This is a genomic window from Nonomuraea sp. NPDC049649 (genome assembly GCF_040675175.1).
Taxonomy (GTDB): domain Bacteria; phylum Actinomycetota; class Actinomycetes; order Streptosporangiales; family Streptosporangiaceae; genus Nonomuraea.
Genome location: NZ_JBFAOH010000003.1, coordinates 348991 through 370298 on the forward strand (window position 1 = coordinate 348991; position 21308 = coordinate 370298).

Sequence of the window (21308 nt, forward strand, 5' to 3'; positions counted from 1 at the left end):
TTCGCGGCGGGGGAGGGGGCGATCGGCGCCGACCTCAGCGTTCCCCGCCCAGCCGGCGGTAGGCGGCGGTGAGCGCATCCGCCAGGTCCGCGGGCGGAGGAAAGAGCCGCGGCAGCAGCCCGGCCGCCGCCGGGCGGCGTTCCGGCGGGCGCGCGCTGCCGCCCGGCTCGTAGAAGTCGGCCAGCCGCTCCGCGAACGGCACGTCGGCCACGCCCGGGGGCCCTGCCGCGGGCCGGGCGGCGAGAGAGCCCAGCAGCTCGTCGCGCCCCCGCCCGCGCCACGCCAGCACGAGGAACGGGTCCTCGTCGAACGCCTCCGCCAGCAGGTAGAGCACCGCCGACACGTGCTTGCACGGGAACCCCCAGTCGGGGCACGAGCAGTCCATGTCCAGATCGCGCGGGAACAGATCCACGCCCAGCGCGGCGAACAGCTCCTCGATCTCCTCCGGCATCTCCCCGGCCAGCAGCTTGGCCCGGTAGACGGCCTGCTCCGCGATCGCCCGCTCCAGGACCTCCCAGCGCTCCTCGCCGTAGGCCTCGATCCCGACCGTCACCTCGTACGGTTCGCGCCGCGAGCCCTGCACCGACGCGGAGACCAGGCCCGGCGACAGGTCGATCGACAGCACCTGCCCGGCCCGTGCGTAACCGCGCCCGCGCGACAGCCGCCCCCGGTCGCAGATCCGCTCCAGGATGTCGATGAACCGCCGCGACCACCACGCCGACCCGATCGAGCCGCGCCTCGACCGCGCCCGGATGCCGCCCTCGACCCTGATCGGGCTGCCGTACCGCATCACGCCACCGCCTCCGGCGCCAGCCGGAACACCTCGCGCAGCTCCCGCGTCGACAGGTCCGCCAGCCAGTCCTCGCCGGCGCCCACCACCCGCTCGGCCAGCTCCTTCTTCCGCTCGATCAGCTCGTCCACCCGCTCCTCCAGCGTCCCGGCGCAGATCAGCTTGCGGACCTGCACGTTCTTGCGCTGCCCGATCCGGAAGGCGCGGTCGGTCGCCTGCTCCTCCACGGCCGGGTTCCACCAGCGGTCGATGTGCACGACATGGCTGGCGGCGGTCAGGTTGAGCCCGACGCCGGCCGCCTTGAGCGACAGCAGGAACAGCATCGGCTCGCCGTCCTCCTGGAAGCGGTCCACGAGCCGGTCGCGGGCCTTCTTCGGCAGCCCGCCGTGCAGCCACAGCACCGGCCGGTCCAGCCGCCGCGCCAGGTAGGGCTGGAGCATGCCGCCGAACTCGGCGTACTGGGTGAACAGCAGCGCCTTCTCGCCCTCGGCCAGGATCTCCTCGGCCAGCTGCTCCAGCCGCTGCAGCTTGCCCGACCGGCCCGCCAGCCGGGAGCCGTCCTTGAGCAGGTGGGCGGGATGGTTGCAGACCTGCTTGAGCTTGGCCATGGTCGCGAGCACCAGGCCGCGCCGCTCGATCCCCTCGCTGCCGTCGATCCTGCCCAGCATGTCGTCCACGACCGCCTGGTAAAGCGAGGCCTGCTCGGTGGTGAGCGGGCACCACTCCTTGATCTCCAGCTTCTCCGGCAGGTCGCTGATCACCGACTTGTCGGTCTTGACCCGCCGCAGGATGAACGGCCCCGTCGCCCGCCTCAGCGCCCGCGCCGCCTGCTCGTCCTGCCGAGCCTCGATCGGCTCCTGGAACCGCTCCCGGAACCCGGCCCGCGTCCCCAGCAGCCCCGGATTGGCGAACTCCATGATCGACCAGAGCTCGGCCAGGTGGTTCTCCACGGGGGTGCCGGTCAGCGCCAGCCGGTGCGCCGCCGGGATCGCCCGCACCGCCCGAGCCTGGAGCGTCCCGCTGTTCTTGATCGCCTGCGCCTCGTCGCACACCACCCGCCGCCAGGAGACCTCCCGCAGCGCCGCCAGGTCCCGCTGTGCGGTGCCGTACGTGGTCAGCACCAGATCGGCCTCGCCCAGCCGCGCCGGGTCCCGCCCCGGGCCGTGATGCGTGTACACGCTCAGGCCCGGGGCGAACCGGGCCGCCTCCCGCTGCCAGTTGCCCAGCAGCGACATCGGGCACACCAGCAGCGTCGGCCCCCGCCCCTCGTGGACCAGCAGCGCCAGCGTCGTGATCGTCTTGCCCAGCCCCATGTCGTCGGCGAGCACCCCGCCCAGCCCCAGCTCCGACAGGAAACTCAGCCAGGCCAGCCCGCGCTCCTGGTACGGGCGGAGCACCGCCTCGATGCCTCCGGGCGGCGGGACCGGCCGCAGCCGCCGCTCCGCCTCGCCCGACAGCAGGTCGCCGAGCACCCCGTCGGCGTCCACCTCCAGCAGCGGCAGCTCCCCGTCGTCCCTGATCACCCGCCGCAGCAGCTCCGCCGCCGGCGCCTCCCCGGCCCGCTCCCCGCCCACCACCCGGAGCGCGGCGGCCAGCTGCCGCTCGTCCAGCTCCACCCACCGGCCGCGCACCCGCACCAGCGGCACCTTCAGCCGGGCCAGCTCGGCCAGCTCCGCCTCGCCGATCGTCTCCCCGGCCACCGCCAGATCCACCCGGAAGCCGACCAGCTCCCGCAGCCCCAGCCCCTGACCGGCCACCGCCCCCGGCCCCCTGCTCCGGGCCGTCACCTTCAGCCCCAGCCGGTTCCGCCCCGCCCAGCGGGGGAGCAGCACCCCGAACCCGGCGGCCTGCAACAGCGGCGCCGCCTCCTTCAGGAACCCGAACGCGCCCGCGGTGTCCAGCACCAGCTCACCCGGCTCGGCCACCCGCAACGCCCGCTCCAGCCCCGGATACAGCCGCACCGCCCGCCCCAGCCCGGCCAGCAGCTCCCCCTCCGGCCCCGCCACCCCGGCCACCGGCTCCCCGCCCCACACCTTCGCGGCGGGCACGTACAGGCTCGGGTCCTCCACCCCCTGCAACGCCAGCTCCACCCGCCACTCACCGCCGCCCCTCTCCACCTCCTGCGCCGCCGGGTCTATCCGCCACTCACCGTCGGCCCCCGCGGCCCGGATGTCGTCCTCCTCCACCCGCCACGCGCCGTCGTGTTCCTCCACCGGCTCGACCAGCCGGAAGCACACCCGTACCGCCCCTTCGGCGCCGATCACCGCCTCGCGCCAGCGCTCCAGCTCCTCCCGCAGCCCCGGCACCTCCGGGCACGAGCCGTCGGGACCGGTCAGCGCGGCCAGCCACCGCTCACGAGCCGTCCCCGCCCGCTCCGCGAGCGGCTCATCCAGCGCCTCACGCACCAGCGCGTCGGCGAACACCCCCAGCGCCTGCCACAGCACCTCCCCGGAAGCCCGCTCCACCTCCGAGGTACGGCACGCGGGCGGCATCGCCGACGCCAGCTCCCGGAAGTACGCCGCGTCTCCGCGTGTCACCATCGGCTCCCACACCGCCCGCCACAACCCAGCGCCGCCCGGCTCCCCAGCCCGCTGTGCCGGGTCACCGTGCGCAGGGTCTCGGGTCGCCTTTTCCGGCACGATCTGCGGAATCACCCGGCCGCGTCGTACGAGATCGCGGGCGAAATCGGCGATGGCGGCCCAGTAACGGACGGTGGCGCTGCCGTCATAGGCGCCCACCACCTCCAGCGCGGTGATGACGGCGGGCACCACGGCAGGCACACGCCAGGCCCGCAGCCTAGGCCGGGAAGTGGTCGGCGCCCGGCCCGTCTCGGGGGAGGGCAGCGGTTCCTTGGCGGTCCCCGGCAGCAGCAGCGTCAGCTCCCGCTGAGCCCCGTCCACCCCCAGCGCCTCGCACAGCGAGGGAGCCGTCGCCGCGTACGGATGAAGACCGGAACCGCCTGCACGGACGGATCGTTCCGCCCAGAAGGCCAGCCCGTCCCCCGCCCACACGCCGTGTACCACCAGCACCCAGGCAGGTTACCTGCCGCCGGTGACCCAGCTCACCATCGCGCCCCGGAAACGTAGACTGGAGGTATGAAGCCTCCCGGATCGTGGTGCGAGCGACCGAAGCCGCCGGGACCCTCGTGCGAGCTCCCCTCTCCGTGGAGCAAGCCGAAGCAGCCCGGCAACTGGTGCGACACCCCCAAGCCGCCCATCGTGCGGGTCGTCGACCTGCTGCTGCGCGGCCCCAAGCGCTGAAACCCCAGGCCAGACGCGCCTTCTGACGGCTGCGGGCGCGTGATAGAAGCGGGGATCGGTGGGTAGGCGCACTCCTCGACGGAGGAGGCGACCTCGTGAACGACACCCAGAAACTAGTCAGCGACCTGTCCGAGCAGGTCTCCCGGCTGGTCAGGGACGAGCTCCGGCTGGCCAGGCTGGAAATCACGCGTAAGGGCAAGCGCGCCGGCATCGGCGCGGGAGCCGTCGGCGCCGCGGGCGTCATCGCATTCCTCGGCGGTGCCCTGCTCGTGACGGCCGTCGTGCTGCTCCTCGCGCTGGTGATGCCCGCGTGGCTGGCGGCCGCGATCGTGGCCGTGGTGCTGCTCGCCGCGGCGGCGGTGCTGGGTCTGGCGGGCAAGAAGCAGGTTCAGCGGTCCGTCCCGCCCGTCCCCGAGGAGACGATCGCGAGCGTCAAGGCCGACATCGGCGCGGTGAAGGAGGGGGCACACCGATGAGCGAGACGAACCCCGGGTACTCCGACGACCAGCACGCGGGCGAGGTGGGCTCGCGCCGTGCCACCATCGGCACCGCGACCGACCCCGAGTCCGTCAACGTGCCGCCCACCCGTCCCGGCGCGGCCGAGAACGCGTACGAGGCGGAGGCCCGGCGGACGCCGCACGAGACGTTCGTCCCCGACACGCTGGAGCCCGACGACCGCACGGACGCGATCCGGGCGCGGGCCGCCGAGGAGGAGGCGCTGAGCGGCGGCGGCGGCACCCGCGGACGGCTCCCCGAGTCGACCACGCCCTACCAGACCGGCGACGGCGGCACCGCGACCGGCCACCGGGCCCGTCACCCGCGCCGCCACGGCGGGGAGGACCTGGACGAGGAGGAACGGGTCCGCGAGAGCATCAGGGAGACCCGCCGCGAGCTCGGCGACACGGTGAGCGCGCTGGCCCGCAAGGCGGACGTCAAGAGCCGCGCGGCCGACGCGGCCGGATCGGCCAGGCAGCGGGCCGGGGAGATGGCGGCCACCGCCAAGGCGAAGGCGGCCGGGATCACCGGCACCGCGAAGTCCAAGGCGGGCACGGCCAAGTCCAGGGCCGGTGAGGTGCCCGGTGCGACGAAGGGCGCGGCGGCCGAGGTGTCCGGCAGGGCGCTGCAGCTCAAGGACCGGGCCGGGCCCGCGCAGAAGCGCACGCTGCTGCTGATGGCGCTGACCGCCGCCGTCGCGGCCGTGCTCGTGACCCGAGCCAGGAGAGACCGCTCGATCAGCCGGACCCGGACAGGCCGCTCAGCCGGCCGGACCTGGGCAGGCCGCCCGATCGGCCGGGCTTGGACACATCGCCCGGCAAGCAGGGGCTGGACACGCCGCTCGGCCGGCCGGGCATGGACACCCCGCTCGATCAGCCGGGCTTTGACCGGTCGCCCGATCAGCCCGGACTGGACAGACCGCGTGGTCAGCTGGGTCTGGACCGGCTCGGTCACCCCGGACTGGACAGGCCGCCCGGTCAGGCGGCGGAGCACGCACCGCGCCAGGTGGTACTTCCAGGGCTTCTGACGTGGCGAGACCGGAGAGCCCCGCCGATCTGTCACGCCGGTCCTGGTGGCACGTCGCCAAGAGAACCGTCCTGGAGTTCCGCAACGACCGCGTCCAGGACCTGGCCGCGGGGCTCACCTACTACGCGGTGCTGTCCGTCTTCCCGGCGCTGATCGTGCTCGTGTCGCTGCTCGGCCTGTTCGGCCAGGAGAACGCGGGCGCGCTCGTCGGCAACGTGGTCACCCTCGCCCCCGCCGAGGTGCGCGACCTGCTCACCCAGGGCCTCCAGGGTGTGCGGCAGTTCGACCGGCCGGGCCTGGTGGCGGTCATCGGCCTGGCGGTGGCGCTCTGGTCGTCGTCCGGCTACATCGCCGCCTTCATCCGGGCCTGCAACGAGATCTACGACATCGAGGAAGGCCGCCCCTTCTACAAGCTCACCCCGCTCCGGCTCGGCCTCACGATCATGCTGATGGTGCTGCTGGCCGCCGCCGCCGTCGCGGTCACCCTCACCGGCGAGCTCTCCCGGGTCGCCGGTGACGCGCTCGGCCTGACGGGCACCACGGTCGCCGTCTGGAACGTGGTCAAATGGCCGGTGCTGGCGCTCATCGCGGTCGGCCTGATCATGGTGCTGTACTGGGCGGCGCCGAACGTGCGCCAGCCCGGCGTGCGCTGGCTGACGCCCGGAGGGCTGCTGGCGGTCGTGCTGTGGGTGCTCGTCTCGACCGGCTTCGCCCTGTACGTGGCGAACTTCGGCTCCTACAACAAGACGTACGGGACGCTGGCGGCGGTCGTGGTCTTCCTGATCTGGCTCTGGCTGTCCAACATGGCGCTGCTGTTCGGCGCCGAGCTGGACGCCGAGCTGATCCGGGAGCGCCGGGTGGCCGAGGGCAGGCCCGTCGGGCAGGAGCCGTACGCCGTCCCCCGGGACCCGCCGAAGCCCGGGGAGCTGCCCGGCTGAGGAGCGGGCGGCCCGTGCAGTAAGGTGCGCCGGTGAGCACCGACCTGTTCTGCGAGATCATCGCCGGGGAACGGCCCGCCACCCTGGTGCACGAGGACGAGGTGGCCGTCTCGTTCCTCGACGCGCGCCCGCTCTTCAAAGGGCATGTGCTCGTCGTGCCGAGGACGCACGTCGAGACGCTGACCGACCTCGCCGACGTCGGCCCGTTCTTCGGCCGGGTCCGCGCCGTGGCCCGCGCCGTGGAGGCGGGCCTGGGGGCCGCGGGCACCTTCGTGGCGATGAACAACCGCGTCAGCCAGAGCGTCCCCCACCTGCACGTGCACGTCGTGCCGCGCAACTTCAAGGACGGCCTGCGCGGCTTCTTCTGGCCGCGCACCAAGTACGCCTCCCCCGAGGAGGCACGCGACTACGCCGGCCGGGTCGCCGGCGCGCTCGACGCGGGGTGAGCCGTGGGGTTCGTGATCGGCATCGCGGTCGTGGCGGCGATCGTGACGGTGCCCGCTCTCGTGCTCTGGCAGGTCATGCGCGGCCGGCGCGACCTCGGCACCAGCCCGGCCGAGCGCGCCACGTTCGAGACTCTGCACACCGCCTCGCTCGCCGGGCCGCCGCTGCGGGCCGGGCTCACCGCCGACGGCGCCGAGCGCGCCTCGCGCCATCTGCGCCGGCTGCTCGGCTCGCCCGCGCTGGCCATCACCGACGGCGAGCGGCTGCTGGTGTACGACGGCGAGGGCGAGCACCACGCGGGGGAGGCGTTCGGGCACGCCCGCGCCACCTTGGAGGACGGCCGTACGCAGGTGCTCAGCATCTCCTGCGACCTGCTCGATTGCCCGGTCCGGCAGGCCGTGGTGGTGCCGCTGACGACCGACGACCGGGTGGTCGGCACGCTCGCCGCCTACGGCCAGCACGCCTCAGCCGGGCTGGTCCGGGCCGCCCAGGAGGTGGCGGGCTGGGTGGACTCCCAGCTGGAGCTGGCCGAGCTCGACCAGTCCCGCACGCTGCTGATGGAGGCGGAGGTGCGGGCGCTGCGCGCGCAGATCTCCCCGCACTTCATCTACAACTCGCTCACCACGATCGCCTCGTTCGTCCGCACCGACCCGGAGCGGGCCAGGGAGCTGCTGCTGGAGTTCGCCGACTTCACCCGCTACTCCTTCCGGCGGCACGGCGAGTTCACCACGCTCGCCGAGGAGCTGCGCTCCATCGACCGCTACCTGATCCTGGAGCGCGCCCGCTTCGGCGACCAGCTTCAGGTGACGCTCCGCATCGCGCCGGAGGTGCTGCCGGTCGCGGTGCCGTTCCTGTGCCTGCAGCCGCTGGTCGAGAACGCGGTCCGGCACGGGCTGGAGAGCAAGGACGGCGTCGGCCGGATCTCGATCACGGCCGAGGACGCCGGCGCCGAGTGCCGCATCAGCGTCGAGGACGACGGGCTCGGCATGGACCCCGACAGGCTGCGGCGGATCCTCGCGGGTGAGATCGTCCCGGCGGGCGGCGTCGGGCTGGCCAACGTGGATCTCCGGCTGCGCCAGGTGTACGGGGACGAGTATGGTCTGGTGGTCGAGACGGGCCGCGGCGCGGGCACGAAGGTCAACGTCAGGTTGCCGAAGTATCACCCAGGCGTCTCAGCCCGTTGACCTGGATCTTTGTTGTCGGTTTTATCACTGTACATGGCGCAACTTCGGGTTCTCGCGGTCGATGATGAGCTTCCGGCCCTGGAGGACCTCTCGTACTTGCTCCGCGCCGACCCGCGGATCGGCGAGGTGGCCACCGCGCGCGACGGCGCCGCGGCGCTTCGCCTGCTCGACCGCGCCATCGCCGAGGGCAGGCCGATCGACGCGGTCTTCCTCGACATCAGGATGCGCGGCCTCGACGGGGTGGTGCTGGGCAGGCTGCTGTCGCAGTTCGCCAACCCGCCCCGGGTGGTGTTCGTGACCGCGTACGAGGAGCACGCCGTCGACGCCTTCGAGATCAAGGCCGAGGACTACCTGCTCAAGCCCGTACGCCCGGAACGGCTGGCAGAGGCGATCAGGCGGGTGGCGGTCTCGGCCGACGTGACCGTCGACGGCACCGAGACCGACACGATCCCGGTCGAGCTGGGCGGCGTGACGCGCTTCGTCTCCAGCGCGGACGTCCTGTACGTGGAGGCGCACGGCGACTACGCCCGCCTGCACACCGCCACCGGCAGCCACCTGGTGCGCATCCCGCTGGCCACGCTGGAGGAGCGGTGGGCGGCGTCCGGCTTCGTCCGGGTGCACCGCAGCCACCTGGTCGCGGTCAAGCACATCGTCGAGCTGCACATCGACTCCGGCAAGTGCACGGTCCGGGTCGGTGACACCGAGATCCCCGTCAGCCGCCGCCACACCCGCGAGCTGCGTGACCTGCTGGTCCGCCGAGCCAGGCGGAACAGGCCTGAATGAGCCGCGCCCCGGATGGGGAGATCCCAGTGAGCCACTGCCCCAGGAGACCTCAGTGAGCCCAGAGTCCCGTCACCACCGCCGCGTGGTGGTCACCAGCCCGCGCACCTCCGCCACGCGCCGCCCCCGCTACCCGGCCACCCGGGAGATCGACGAGCAGACGCATCTCGGCGAGGTCTACATGCGCTCGCTGCTGCGCACCCAGTTCAGGCTCGCCATGTTCGTCTGCACCGTGCTCTTCTGCGTGGTGTGCGGGCTGCCGCTGCTGTTCTTGCTCATCCCCGACCTGGCCGAGGTGCATCTGCTCGGGGTGCCGCTGCCCTGGGCCGTGCTGGCGGGGCTGATCTATCCGGCGTTCGTGCTGGGGGCCTGGCTGTACGTGCGCCAGGCCGAACGGAACGAGCGCCACTTCGCCGACCTGGTCGACCGTACATGAGCCTGGCCGCCGTCGTCATCGTCGTGGTGGCGACCGTGCTCATCGGCGCGTTCGGCATCCGCGTCTCCCGCACCACCTCCGACTTCTACGTCGCCTCCCGCACCGTCAGCCCGCTCTGGAACGCCTCCGCGATCGGCGGCGAGTACCTGTCGGCGGCCTCGTTCCTGGGCGTGGCCGGGCTCATCCTGTCGTACGGGGTCGACATGCTCTGGCTGCCGGTCGGCTGGACCGGCGGCTACCTGGTGCTGCTCGTGCTGGTGTCGGCGCCGCTGCGCCGCTCCGGCGCCTACACGCTGCCCGACTTCGCCGAGGCGCGGCTGGAGTCGATGGTGGTGCGGCGCAGCGCCAGCGTGCTCGTGGTGCTCATCGGCTGGCTCTACCTCATGCCGCAGTTCCAGAGCGCCGGCCTGGTGCTGCGGACGATCACCGGCGCGCCGGTGTGGGCGGGCGGGCTGCTGGTCGCCGGGGTGGTGGTGCTCAACGTGCTGTCGGGCGGCATGCGGTCCATCACGTTCGTGCAGGCGTTCCAGTACTGGCTGAAGCTGACCGCGCTGGGCGTGCCGCTGGTGTTCCTGCTGCTCGCCTGGAACGCCGACGGGGCGCCCCCGCTCTCCGCCGCGGACACCGGTCACTGGCTCACCCCGCTGGGCGGGCCGAGGGAGTACGGGGTCTACTCGACGTACTCGCTGATCCTGGCCACGTTCCTGGGCACGATGGGGCTGCCGCACGTGCTCGTCCGCTTCTACACCAACCCCGACGGGCGGGCCGCCCGCCGGACCACGCTCGTCGTGCTGTCGCTGCTCGGCGCGTTCTACCTGCTGCCCGCCGTGTACGGCTGGCTCGGCCGGCTGTACACGCCCGACCTGATCCGCACGGACACGGTGGTGCTGACGCTGCCCGCCCGGATGATCGGCGGCACGCTCGGCGACCTGCTGACGGCCCTGGTGACGGCCGGGGCGTTCGCCGCGTTCCTGTCCACCTCCTCGGGGCTCACCGTCTCCGTGGCCGGGGTGATCGCCCAGGACCTGCTCAAGGGCGGGGTGCGCTCGTTCCGGATCGCCACGCTGATGGCGGTCGCGGTGCCGCTGGCGCTGGCGCTGTGGGCGCGGGCGCTGCCGGTGGCCGACGTGGTCGGGCTGGCCTTCGCGGTGGCCGCCTCGTCGTTCTGCCCGCTGCTGGTGCTCGGCATCTGGTGGCGGCGGCTCTCCACGACCGGCGCGCTCGCCGGGCTCTACTGCGGGGGCGGGCTGGCCTGCCTCGCCGTGCTCGTCACGATCACCGGCGGTCCGTACGAGGGCGTGCTCGGCGCCCTGCTGGCCCAGCCGGCGGCCTGGACGGTGCCCATCGCGTTCCTGGTGATGGTGGTGGTGTCGCTCAGCACCCCGCACCGCGTGCCCAGGAGCGTCGCCACGATCATGGTGCGGCTGCACACCCCGGAGAACCTCGACCTCGACCGCGGCGACTGGCGGCCCCGCTCCTCCTAGCAGGGCGGGCGGCCGTCGGGGACCTAGCAGGGCGGCTGCCCGTCGGGGACGCGGCCGTCCAGCGCCGACCTCAGCAGGTCCGCCGCCGACAGGAAGGTCTCCTCCTTCACCTTCTCCTCCCACACCCCGCGCGCGCACCGGCGGAAGGCCGCGCTGAACTGCGCGTAGTAGGGCGACTTCGGCCGCGGCAGGGCGAGCCCCACCGACTTCTCCACCTGCTCGGCCAGGTCCTCGAGCTCGGCCAGGGTCACCGCGACGAGCTCCGAGCTCCGCCCGGCCCCGCAGACCGTGCCCCGGCCCTGCCGGTAGTCGTCGTAGACCTCGGTCAGCACGGGCCCGTAGCCGCCGCAGGCGAACAGCCGGTGCTGCTCGTCCTTGCTGACCAGGAACTCGATCAACCGCATGGCGGGCTCCACCTTGTCGGGCGGGAGGTGCGCGGAGAGCGACAGCACCGAGCCGCCGAGCACGCCGCCGGACGTCTCCGGCGCCCGCACCTCGAACAGGAGCTCACCCTCCGAATCGCGCATGCGCGGGTCGGCGGCCAGCTGGTGGAAGACGATCGGCCAGTTGCGCATGTAGGACACCCGGTGGTTGCCGATCCGCCCGTCCTTGAACGCCGCCACGCTGGAGTCCTCGTCCAGGTCGAACGACTCTTGGAGCACGCGGACGTCCTCGCCGGTCGTGAACGTGCGGCGGCGGGGCGAGGCCAGCGACCGCCAGGTGTCGTCGCCGAGCCGCAGGCTTGTCCGGTCGTCGCCGTCGAGCAGCTGCCCGCCGCCGTACTCGATCATCTCCAGGAAGTTGATCGTGCCCGCCTCCCGGTCGCTCAGCTGCAGCAGGTAGCCGCCCGCCGGGACGTCCGTGCGCCGGAACTCCAGCGGCGCGTCCGAGGCGAACGGCACGCCGTACTGTTCGCCGTCGATCTCCGCCGCCCGCAGCGGCCCCGGCAGGAACCTGTCCGGTTCGCTCAGCGGGATGGGCCGGATGTAGCCGTGCCGGGCGTACTCGGCGACCCAGGCCACGTCGAGCACCAGCACGTCGTACTGGCAGCTGCCGGCCTGCGCCAGCGCCGCCATCTGGGCGCGCCGCACGTCGGTGCTGCCCGACAGCTCCAGGAGCTTGGCCGGTGGGTCGCCCGGCAGTTTCTTCCCCTGGTTCCAGCGGTCGAACACCTCGCGCCGCACGCTGCCGGTGCTGATGTCGTCGCCGGTGGCCACCACGAGGTCGTCCTCGCCGCCGCAGTCGGCCGCGGGCGCCGTGGGCACCGGGACCGGCGTGACGGGCGCCAGGGACTCCGCCTGCTGCCGCGGGGCGCCGTCCGGGCCGCGCACCACCTGCCATCCGGCGGCCAGCGCGGCGGCCGCGGCGAAGGCCACCGCGTACAGGATCAGCGCCGCCCGCCAGGACACCTGCCGGTTCTGGAGCGCCTGCCGCAGTCTTGCCCTCATCGCCAGCCCCGCATCGTGATGACGGCCCGGGTGACTGTCCCCGCCGCGTCGCCGTCCGCCGGGACGCACGCGTACGGTGTGGCGGCTTCTTCGAGTTTCGGCACGGCGCAGCGGTTCTGCCCGAAGACGATCACGTACAGGCCGGAGACGGAGGGCGTCTCCCGCAGCGCGGCCTCGATCGCCGCCGCGGGGTCGCCGTCCTCGTTGTCGAACAGGCGGCCGTCGGTGAGCAGCAGCGCGGGGGCGGGCACCACCTCGTCCCCGGCGCCGAGCAGGCGGACGCCCCAGGAGGCGGGCGCGTCCCACCGGTCGAAGAGGGCGTCCTCGATCTTGGCGGCGGCGACGCCGAGCTGGTTGCGGGTGCTCTGCGACGCGAGCGGGGCGAGCTCCGCGGGCCCGCCCTCGCGCGGGCTGCTCAGCCCGAACACCTCCACCCGGTCGCGCGGCCCGAGAATCCTGCTCTGGCCGCGCAGCGCCTCGGCGGCGCGGACGCGCACCGGCCGGTCGGCCGAGCCCGACAGGTCGACCATCAGCCGCAGGTCGAGCTGCGGGCGCAGGTCGTCGAGCAGCAGCTTCTTCAGCGCGCTGAGCTCCTTCACGTCGGGCTGCGCGCGGCCCGCCACCGGCACGTTCGGGAACAGGGGGTGCTGCCGCAGCCAGGCGCCGAAGCCCTCGACCAGCGCCCGTCTCTCCTGCGACGGCTGGCCGGGCCAGGTGACGGTGACGTAGCGGTAGTCGAGCGTGCTGAACTCGTGGTGGCGCACCGCGATGAGCCGTTCGCCCCGGCCGGTGCCCGGGCAGCCGTCGACGCGGCCGGCGTTGAAGTCGGCCACGCTGTGGCCCGGCACGAGCAGGACGGTCCGCGCCGCGCCGGCCGCGTCGTCCCCGGAGAGCCGGTGGAACGCGCACAGCAGCGAGCTCACCGTGTCGGCGCCCAGCCCGTCGGTGACCAGCTCCTGCTCCAGCCTGCCGTACCCGGCGGGGGAGAGCCCGAGCCCCCGGTAGAGGTCGCCGGTGCCCAGCAGCGCGCTCATCGAGGTCTCGGGGAACGGCCGGGCGATCGTCATGCCCATCCTGGTGCGCAGGGTGTCCCACACCTCGCTCAGCGGGTAGACGTCCGGGTTCTTCATGAGCCGGTCCAGTTCCTCGCGCCGGCGCTCGGTCATCGCCAGCACGAGCTGGTCCTGCCCGACGAGCGGGTCCTCGCCGCCGCGGCCGAGCGTCCTGAGCCCGCCCTCCCGCAGCTCGGCGGGGGCCGCCGACGAGGTGGCCACCCAGGCGTCGGGCTGCAGGTCGTACAGGCGGGCGTACGGCTGGCCGCGCCGGTCCTCCAGCCGCTCCCAGCTGTTGGCGAAGGCGTCCTGGAGGTGGACGGGGGGCGGGGCGGCGGCCACCGTCATCCGCAGGGAGGGGCAGCCGTCGATGCGATTGGCCGCGGCGTACTGCGCGGCGCGTGCCCTGAGCTCGGGCACGTTCTCCGGGGCGGTGACCAGGCGCAGCTCGGTAGGGGCCGGGCACGGCGGCCGCCCGCGCAGCGCGGGCGCGACCGCGAGGCTCGTGGAGAATCCGGCCAGCGTCACCAGAATGCCCAGGAGCAGTTTCTGATGGTTGCTGATAAATGCTCGGATTGCCGCTATATGGGATAAAAGGATGGCCAGAATGGCGCCGCCCCCGATGATCGCCCAACTCAACTGCGGCGGGAGCGCGTCGTAAAGCCCCGTGATCACCAGTTGCGTGATGGTGGCGGCGACGGCGCCGATCGCCGCGGGAATTCCGTATTCCCTGAGGTACTGCCACATGTTCATCTGACGTGCGTTTCCCTGGTCATTCATACGGGGGGTCGCCTTCGTGTGATCTTGACCACTTGCGAGCTTAGCCCGTGAAAGGTGAATCATGGAGCGTTGCGGCTGACCCGAAAAGCCTGCGATCCCATAGAAAACCGGAATATCACCAGATAACGATCGGGTGGTCTTTCTACGCTCGGCATGTCCACCGACAGGCGGGGGTTCGCCGATGCCCACCCCGGACGAGGCCGCACGGGCGCTGCGCACCGTCGCGCGCCTGGCCGAGGAGCAGGGCGACGCGCTCGACCGGGCGTTCCGGCTCTTCGGCGACGGCGCGCTGCTCGGCCCCCGGGCCGCCCGGCTGCACGCCGGCCTGGTGGACCGGTGCGCCGAGGTCGGCCAGGCCTTCAACCGGGCCTTCCGCCAGGTCGAACACCTCGTCACCGCCCACGGCGAGCCGGCCCGCGTGCCCGCCCCGCGACCGCGCCGCCCGCCCGTGCCGCTGCGCGAGCCGCCCGGCGGCTTCGTCGGCGGCGACCCCGACCTCATGCAGGTCATCGACGCCGAGCTGGCCGAGGTCGCCGGCTCCTGGCAGCGGGCCGGCGAGGCCCTGAGCACCACCCTGGCCCGGCTCGGGCTGGACGCCGCGCCCGGCCACAACGTCGCCCGCGCCGGCGGCTGGCTCGCCGACCAGCGCCCCGACCTGCGCCGCCGCCGCGCCGAGTTGCTCAAGACCCCGCCCCCGCCGCGGCCGGAGCCGCCCCCGTCCTCGCCCTTCGACACCGTCGCCGAGGCGGTCGCCGACGCCGCGGCCGGCATCGGCGCCACCTGGGCCGGGCACGTCGCCGGCGTCGCCTCGTTCGCCGGGCTGCCCGCCGCCGGGGAACTGGCCCGCGACTACGCCGAGCACGTGGCCGTACCCCTCGTCCAGGGCGTGGCCGAGGCCGTCGCCGGCGCGGCCCGCTTCGGCTGGGAACACTCGATCGGCGGGCTGCTCACCGACCCCTCCGGCATGACGGACCGGCTGCACGGGGCCTACGCGGCGGGGGAGTTCGCCGCCGAGCACCCGGTGGAGTTCGCCAAGGAGGTCGCCGGCTGGGAGACGCTGACGGAGGACCCGGCCCGCTGGTTCGGCCGCCTCCTGCCCGACCTGCTCGTCGGCGGCGGCGTCGCGACCCGTACCGGACGGATCGCCGACGCGGCGGCCACCGGCCCCCGGCTGCCCGGCGGCTCCCCGATCCCGCCGCCCAGGACGGCCGCCGACGGCCCGCCGCTGAACACGATCCGGATGGACCGCAGGTTCGAGGGCGAGACCATCTGGGGCGTCCAGTACCTGGACCCCGGCTCGCTGGAGGCCACCCGCCTCGTCGTCCATGAGGGCAGGCTGTACGACGTGCGCGGCCGCCCGTACTCCACGGACGGCGGCACCTCGCACTGGGCCCCGGACGACGAACGGGCGATCTTCGTGATGGACCGGTACGGCAACCTGTACGCCAGCACCCACCACGAGGTCGGCGTCTTCCACCACTCCAGCTTCCTGCGCGGGAGGCAGGTCGCGGGCGCCGGCGACCTGCGGGTCAGGGACGGGGTGCTGGAGCTCATCTCCCGCCACAGCGGCCACTACCGGCCGGACGCCGGGGACCTGGACCGGGTCATCGACGTGCTGCGCCGGGCGGGCATCGACTTCCGGGACGTGCGGAGAGAGGATTACCGGGATGACTAGCGCGCCGGAATCGTGGCAGCGGGTGCTCTGGGCGCTGCTCTACAGCGTCCAGTACGAGCAGCGGCTCACCGACGCCCTCGCCCGCTCCCGCGCGCTCGCCCTGATCCTGGAGCCCGTGCACGGCTTCTCGCCCGAGGAGGAGCACGCCGCGCTCGGCGCGGCGCTGGAGTCCGCCGCCCCGCTGTCGGAGATCCTGCCCCCGCCGCCGGAGACGCCCCGCGCCGAGGAGGAGCTGCGCGACTTCGCGGAGCGGGTACGACGCCACATGGACGAGCTGCGGCCCTGGCCCGACCTGCCCTTCGTCACCCGGCTCGGCCCGCTCTGGGAGGACTCCGCCGTGATCGGGCGGGTGCGGATGGGCCACATGGAGGTCACCGAGCGCATCCGCCGGCACTTCCAGCGCCCCGAGACCGGCGACGACGCGCCTGCCCGGCTGCTGCTGCGGCTGAGCTCCGGCGACGAGGTCGCCCTGGTCGAGCGGGGCGGCCGGGTCGACGTCCTGACGCGGCCCGAGCCCGGCCGCGCCCCGGAGGACGTGCTCGCGGCCTTCCTGTTCACCACCGGCCTCACCCCCGGCGAGGTGCAGGACCTCACCGGCGGCGCGAACCCGGCCTCCACCGGCGGCGCGCGCACCGGCTGGCTCGCCTACATGCTGCGCCGCGAGGTCTCGCTGGACGGCCCCGGCACCGTGCCGTTCCGGGTGTTCCTGCGCACCCGGCTCTACTGCCAGGCCACCGGGAGCCCCGGCGTCGTCGCCGTCGGGCGGCTGGTGCCGGCGTTCACCATGCCCGAGGCGCTGGCCGGATACGCGGCGGGCAAGGGCGAGACCGAGCCGCCGCGCTACTTCTCGGCCACCGGCCGCGACCTGCTCGACCTCGTCCCCGAGGGCTACGGCGTGCTCGTCGACCCCGGCACCGGCTACGCCACCGCCTTCGACCGCGACGGCCCGCGCTAGGGCGGCGGGACCTCGCCGGAGCCGCGGGCGACCAGCTCCACCGGCACCTTGACCCGGCGGCCCGCGTCCGAGCGGTCCAGCAGCAGGTCCACCGCGCTGCGCGCCAGCCGGGCGACGTCGTAGCGGACCACGGTGACGCCCGGGCTGAACACCTCGGCCAGCGCGAAGTCGTCGAAGCCCACGTACGCGGGACGCTCCGGGCGCTCGCGGAGCGCCTGGAGGATGCCGATCGCGGCCCGGTTGTTGGTGGCGAAGAAGGCCGTCGGCGGCGCGGGCAGGTCCAGCAGCCGGGTCACCTCGCCGGAGACCCGCCACGGGTCGAAGACGCCCCGCACCACCAGCGACTCGTCCACCGGCACGCCCGCCGCCGCCAGCGCCGCACGGTAGCCCCGCGCGCGGTCGTGCACCGAGCTGAGCCCGTCGTCGTCGGAGATGAGCGCGATGCGGCGGTGGCCGCGGGCGAGCAGGTGCTCGGTGGCCATCCGCCCGCCCCGGGCGTCGTCGAGCGCCACCACGTCGGCCCGCTCCAGCCCGGCCGGCACCCGGTCCACGAACACCGTGCGCAGCCCCGGGTGCTCGGCCAGCCAGGAGTGGTCGGCGGGGGAGGGGACGATGATGAGCTCGTCCACGCCCCGCGCGTACATGGACTCCACCAGCATCCGCTCGCGCTCGGGCCGCTCCTCGTAGGAGCCGAACACCACCAGCGCCTCGTGGTAGGCCGCCGCCGCCTCGACCGCCTTGGCCAGCCGCGAGTAGAACTCGTTGGAGATGTTCTCCATGATCAGCCCGAGGGTCAGCATGGTGGCGCCGCGGGCCAGCCGGCTGGCCGCCTCGTTGCGGCGGAAGCCGAGCGCGCTGATCGACGCCTGCACCCGCTGCCGCAGCGCGGCGCTCACGTGCGGCTCGTGGTTGACCACCCGCGAGACGGTCTTCAGGCTGACGCCGGCGTGGCGTGCGACGTCCACCATGGTCGGGTTCCGGCCGTTTCCTGGCCCTGTCATAGTGTGCCCCCATGGACGATGAGTGGATCTGCGGCCGCCTCGGCGAGGACGAGCCCTGGATGCTGGGTGCGGTCAACCCCCCGATCTTCGAGAACTCCCTGTTCACCTTCGCGACCGCGGGCGAGCTGGGCGAGGCGATCAAGGACGAGGACGAGCGGTACGTCTACTGGCGCGGCACCAACCCCACCGTCGACCTCGCGCAGCGCAAGCTGGCCGCGCTGGAGCGGGCCGAGCGGGCCAAGTGCTTCGGCTCCGGCATGGGCGCGATCTCGGCGACGATCTCCTCGCTGGTGTCGGCGGGCGACCACGTGCTGGTGCTGGGCGCGGTGTACGGGCCGACCACCCAGTTCCTGCGCTACCTGGAGAAGTTCGGTGTGGCGCATACGCATGCGGCCGATCTCGACGCGTGTGACAGCGCTATCAGGAAGAGCACCCGCCTACTCTACTTCGAGTCTCCCTCGTACATGCGCTACGAGATCTTCGACATCGCCGCCGTCACCCGCTGGGCGGCCGGGCACGGCCTGGTCACCGTGATGGACAACACCTGGTCCACCCCGATCTTCCAGAAGCCGCTCACCCTGGGCGTGGACCTGGTCGTGCACTCGCTGTCGAAGTACGCCGGCGGCCACAGCGACCTGGTCGGCGGGGTGGTCGCGGGCCCGTCCCGGCTGGTCAGGCCGCTCGCCAGGACCGAGTACCAGCTCTACGGGGCCGCCATGTCGCCGCACGACGCGGCCAAGGTCATCCGGGGCCTGCGCACCCTGCCGGTGCGGATGGCCGCCCACCAGGAGCGCGGGCTGGCGGTGGCGGCCTTCCTGGAGGACCACCCGGCGGTGCGCAGGGTCAACCACCCCGGGCTGCCGTCGCATCCCGGCCACGCGCTGGCGCGGCGCCAGATGTCCGGCTTCTCCAGCCTGTTCAGCATCGAGCTGGCCACCGGCGCCCGGGACGAGGTCGCGGCCTTCCTGGACGCGCTGCGCCACTTCCGCGTCGGCGTCTCGTGGGGCGGCTTCGAGAGCCTGGTCAACGCGCCGGCGCTGACCACCGAGGAGAGCGTGCGGGCCACGATGGGCATCCCGGTGGGGCTGGTGCGGCTGGCGGTCGGCCTCGAACCGGCCGAGGCGCTGATCAAGGATCTCGGAGGAGCGCTGGAGCGGATCGGCTGAAACACCCCTGACGCTTGACAGCGTTGTCTCTTCGGACACTGTCTTATGTCACCGTCGAGCTGGTCTCGCCCCCGTTCGACGGCGCCGACCAGAAGACCTGATCTACGCGATGACCGGGGGCGGCCCGGCGGGGAGCACCGACATCATCCAGCAGGTCATGGGCGGCGACTACGGCCGGGCGGGCTCGCTGATCCCCACGTCGGTGCTGTTCGCGGCGGTGCGCCGGTTCATCGTCGAAGGATCGACGGCCGGCCCAGTCAAGGGCTGAGTTACCGTTCGTCGTGCGAGATTGACCATTCACCGCAGCCGCTTCCCAGTTGACCGCCGCTCGTCGGCGGCTCGGCGATAGGCGTCGCACGGGACCTCCTCGGAGGGTAGCCCGCGCTCTTAACGTGAGCGTGATCCTCATCACTGTGGAGGTCTCGTGACGACCAGAGAACACGACGCGTCTGTCTATGAACAGGTACAGGAGAGTAGTGAATTCCAAGAGCTGAAGCGGCGGTTCCGGCGGTGGACGTTCCCGATGACGGTGGCGTTCCTGGTTTGGTACCTGCTGTACGTGGTGTTGTCCGGCTGGGCGCGCGGCTTCATGGGGATCAAACTGCTCGGTGACATCAACGTGGGGCTGATCCTGGGACTGCTCCAGTTCGTGTCCACCTTCTGGATCGCCTACGCGTACTCGCGCCACGCGGAGAAGAAGCTGGACCCGATCGCCGACAAGCTGCGCAACCAGGTGGAGGAGAAGGCCCAGTGAGCTCAACCACGCTGTCGACGATCCTCTTCCTGGCGTTCGTCGCGGCCACCCTCGGCATCACGGTCTGGGCCAGCCGCCAGACCAAGACCGCCGCCGACTACTACGCGGGCGGCCGGTCCTTCAGCGGGGCGCAGAACGGCCTGGCCATCGGCGGCGACTACATGTCGGCCGCCTCGTTCCTGGGCATCGCGGGCATCATCGCCCTCAACGGCTACGACGGGTTCCTGTACTCGATCGGCTTCCTGGTGGCGTGGCTGGTCGCGCTGCTGCTGGTGGCCGAGCTGATGCGGAACTCCGGCAAGTTCACCATGGCCGACGTGCTCGCCTTCCGGATGAGCCCGCGCCCGGTCCGCACCGCCGCCGGCGCCTCGACGATCGTGGTGAGCATCTTCTACCTGCTGGCCCAGATGGTCGGCGCCGGCGCGCTGGTCGGCCTGCTGCTCGGCGTCACCTCCGAAGCGGGCAAGGTGTGGACGATCGTCGCCGTCGGCGCCCTCATGATCATCTACGTGGTCTTCGGCGGCATGAAGGGCACGACCTGGGTCCAGATCGTCAAGGCCGTCCTCCTCATGAGCGGCGCGGCCCTGGTGACCCTGCTGGTGCTCATCGACTTCGGCTTCAACCTGTCGGGCCTGCTCGGCCAGGCCGCCGCGACCAGCGGACCCGCGGGCAACCCCGACCAGTTCCTGATTCCCGGCATGCGGTACGGCACCGAGGCGCAGGGCATCGCCGGCAAGATCGACCTGATCAGCCTCGGCCTCGCGCTCGTGCTCGGCACCGCCGGCCTGCCGCACATCCTCATCCGCTTCTACACGGTCCCGACCGCCAAGGACGCGCGCAAGTCCGTGCTCTGGGGCATCGGCATCATCGGCATCTTCTACCTGCTGACGCTCGTGCTCGGCTTCGGCGCCGCCGCCATCGTCGGCAGGGAGGAGATCACCGCCCAGGATCCGGGAGGCAACACGGCCGCGCCGCTGCTCGCGCTCCGGGTCGGTGAGGAGATCTTCGGCACGGTGGGCGGCACGATCCTGCTGGCCTTCATCGGCGCCGTCGCCTTCGCCACGATCCTCGCGGTGGTGGCCGGGCTCACGCTCGCCTCCTCCTCCAGCTTCGCCCACGACCTGTACGCGCACGTCTTCCGGCGCGGCCAGGCGAGCGAGCGGCAGGAGGTCGTGGTGGCGCGGATCTCCGCCCTGGTCATCGGCGCCGTGGCGATCGGCCTGAGCATCCTCGCGCAGGACCAGAACGTCGCCTTCCTGGTGGCCCTGGCCTTCGCGGTGGCGGCCTCGGGCAACCTGCCGGCGATCCTCTACAGCCTGTTCTGGAAGAGGTTCAACACGGCGGGCGCGGTCAGCGCCATATACGGCGGTCTGGTGTCCGCCCTGCTGCTGGTCATCTTCTCGCCGGTCGTCTCCGGCACGGAGCGGGCCCTGCTCCCCGACGTGGACTTCGCGTGGTTCCCGCTGAGCAACCCGGGCATCATCTCGATCCCCGTCGGTTTCCTCTGCGGCTACCTCGGCACGGTCCTGAGCAAGGAGTACAACGCCGCCAAGTTCGCCGAGATCGAGGTCCGGTCCCTCACCGGCGTCGGCGCGGAGAAGGCCGCCAAGGACTGATCACCTGGAAGACCACGGGGGCGG

The 21308-nt window shown here is 72.9% G+C and carries 20 protein-coding genes; 15 read left to right on the plus strand and 5 right to left on the minus strand.

The features are described 5' to 3' along the window. Positions 1-34 precede the first annotated feature (34 nt). Together AB0J42_RS06870 and AB0J42_RS06875 are read right to left on the minus strand one after the other, a co-directional pair. Positions 35-790 (minus strand): SWIM zinc finger family protein, encoded by a 756-nt coding sequence (locus tag AB0J42_RS06870; protein WP_364289726.1) that lies wholly within the window; start codon positions 788-790, stop codon positions 35-37. Further along, positions 790-3819: a DEAD/DEAH box helicase gene (locus tag AB0J42_RS06875; RefSeq protein ID WP_364289728.1), complete on the minus strand. Its 3030-nt coding sequence runs from the start codon at positions 3817-3819 to the stop codon at positions 790-792. Before AB0J42_RS06875 ends, AB0J42_RS06870 begins: the two co-directional genes overlap by 1 nt. 66 nt (positions 3820-3885) lie before the next feature. Here AB0J42_RS06875 and AB0J42_RS06880 point away from each other — a divergent pair, with 66 nt between their 5' ends. The 9 genes from AB0J42_RS06880 (at position 3886) to AB0J42_RS06920 (ending at position 10837) form a co-directional block, all read left to right on the plus strand. Then, entirely contained in the window at positions 3886-4050 is a 165-nt protein-coding gene (locus AB0J42_RS06880; RefSeq protein ID WP_364289730.1) for a hypothetical protein, read from the plus strand. A 95-nt stretch (positions 4051-4145) separates the two neighbouring features. Beyond that, on the plus strand, positions 4146-4526 hold the full coding sequence (locus tag AB0J42_RS06885) for a phage holin family protein (RefSeq protein ID WP_364289732.1): 381 nt from the start codon (positions 4146-4148) through the stop codon (positions 4524-4526). Next, positions 4523-5572: a DUF3618 domain-containing protein gene (locus AB0J42_RS06890; RefSeq protein ID WP_364289734.1), complete on the plus strand. Its 1050-nt coding sequence runs from the start codon at positions 4523-4525 to the stop codon at positions 5570-5572. Before AB0J42_RS06885 ends, AB0J42_RS06890 begins: the two co-directional genes overlap by 4 nt. A 1-nt stretch (position 5573) precedes the next feature. Beyond that, positions 5574-6509, plus strand: a complete 936-nt coding sequence (locus AB0J42_RS06895; protein WP_364289736.1) for a YihY/virulence factor BrkB family protein — start codon at positions 5574-5576, stop codon at positions 6507-6509. Between the two features lie 32 nt (positions 6510-6541). Next, positions 6542-6955: an HIT family protein gene (locus AB0J42_RS06900; protein ID WP_364289738.1), complete on the plus strand. Its 414-nt coding sequence runs from the start codon at positions 6542-6544 to the stop codon at positions 6953-6955. Between the two features lie 3 nt (positions 6956-6958). Then, positions 6959-8137 carry a histidine kinase gene (locus AB0J42_RS06905; RefSeq protein WP_364289740.1) on the plus strand — a complete coding sequence of 393 codons (1179 nt, stop codon included), beginning with the start codon at positions 6959-6961 and terminating at the stop codon, positions 8135-8137. A 33-nt stretch (positions 8138-8170) separates the two neighbouring features. Continuing rightward, positions 8171-8920, plus strand: coding sequence for a LytTR family DNA-binding domain-containing protein (locus tag AB0J42_RS06910; protein WP_364289742.1), 750 nt, complete (start codon positions 8171-8173; stop codon positions 8918-8920). Between the two features lie 52 nt (positions 8921-8972). Then, positions 8973-9353: a hypothetical protein gene (locus AB0J42_RS06915; protein ID WP_364289744.1), complete on the plus strand. Its 381-nt coding sequence runs from the start codon at positions 8973-8975 to the stop codon at positions 9351-9353. Beyond that, positions 9350-10837, plus strand: a complete 1488-nt coding sequence (locus AB0J42_RS06920; protein ID WP_364289746.1) for a cation acetate symporter — start codon at positions 9350-9352, stop codon at positions 10835-10837. Before AB0J42_RS06915 ends, AB0J42_RS06920 begins: the two co-directional genes overlap by 4 nt. Before the next feature lie 23 nt (positions 10838-10860). On the opposite strand, the gene AB0J42_RS06925 is transcribed toward AB0J42_RS06920, so the two are convergent. Both AB0J42_RS06925 and AB0J42_RS06930 read right to left on the minus strand, forming a co-directional pair. Then, positions 10861-12285, minus strand: a complete 1425-nt coding sequence (locus tag AB0J42_RS06925) for a hypothetical protein (RefSeq protein WP_364289748.1) — start codon at positions 12283-12285, stop codon at positions 10861-10863. Next, a complete protein-coding gene (locus AB0J42_RS06930; RefSeq protein WP_364289750.1) occupies positions 12282-14090 on the minus strand; it encodes a hypothetical protein in 1809 nt (602 codons plus the stop codon). The genes AB0J42_RS06925 and AB0J42_RS06930 overlap by 4 nt, the downstream gene beginning before the upstream one ends. Positions 14091-14298: 208 nt before the next feature. Between AB0J42_RS06930 and AB0J42_RS06935 the strand changes: the two genes are divergently transcribed. Continuing rightward, positions 14299-15792 carry a hypothetical protein gene (locus tag AB0J42_RS06935; RefSeq protein WP_364289752.1) on the plus strand — a complete coding sequence of 498 codons (1494 nt, stop codon included), beginning with the start codon at positions 14299-14301 and terminating at the stop codon, positions 15790-15792. Next, the gene (locus AB0J42_RS06940) at positions 15785-16747 is read left to right on the plus strand and encodes an SseB family protein (protein ID WP_364289754.1); all 963 of its coding nucleotides are present in this window, start codon (positions 15785-15787) and stop codon (positions 16745-16747) included. Before AB0J42_RS06935 ends, AB0J42_RS06940 begins: the two co-directional genes overlap by 8 nt. Here the strand turns inward: AB0J42_RS06940 and AB0J42_RS06945 are convergent. Then, positions 16744-17748, minus strand: coding sequence for a LacI family DNA-binding transcriptional regulator (locus tag AB0J42_RS06945; RefSeq protein WP_364289756.1), 1005 nt, complete (start codon positions 17746-17748; stop codon positions 16744-16746). The two genes, AB0J42_RS06940 and AB0J42_RS06945, sit on opposite strands and share 4 nt — an antisense overlap. 11 nt (positions 17749-17759) lie before the next feature. Between AB0J42_RS06945 and AB0J42_RS06950 the strand changes: the two genes are divergently transcribed. From AB0J42_RS06950 to AB0J42_RS06965, 4 genes are all read left to right on the plus strand, one after another. Then, complete coding sequence (locus tag AB0J42_RS06950; RefSeq protein ID WP_364289758.1) at positions 17760-18914, plus strand: PLP-dependent aspartate aminotransferase family protein; 1155 nt, start codon at positions 17760-17762, stop codon at positions 18912-18914. A gap of 109 nt (positions 18915-19023) precedes the next feature. Next, positions 19024-19182: a hypothetical protein gene (locus AB0J42_RS06955; RefSeq protein ID WP_364289760.1), complete on the plus strand. Its 159-nt coding sequence runs from the start codon at positions 19024-19026 to the stop codon at positions 19180-19182. Between the two features lie 156 nt (positions 19183-19338). After that, entirely contained in the window at positions 19339-19668 is a 330-nt protein-coding gene (locus AB0J42_RS06960) for a DUF485 domain-containing protein (protein ID WP_364289762.1), read from the plus strand. Beyond that, positions 19665-21284, plus strand: a complete 1620-nt coding sequence (locus AB0J42_RS06965) for a cation acetate symporter (RefSeq protein WP_364289764.1) — start codon at positions 19665-19667, stop codon at positions 21282-21284. Before AB0J42_RS06960 ends, AB0J42_RS06965 begins: the two co-directional genes overlap by 4 nt. Positions 21285-21308 lie beyond the last annotated feature (24 nt).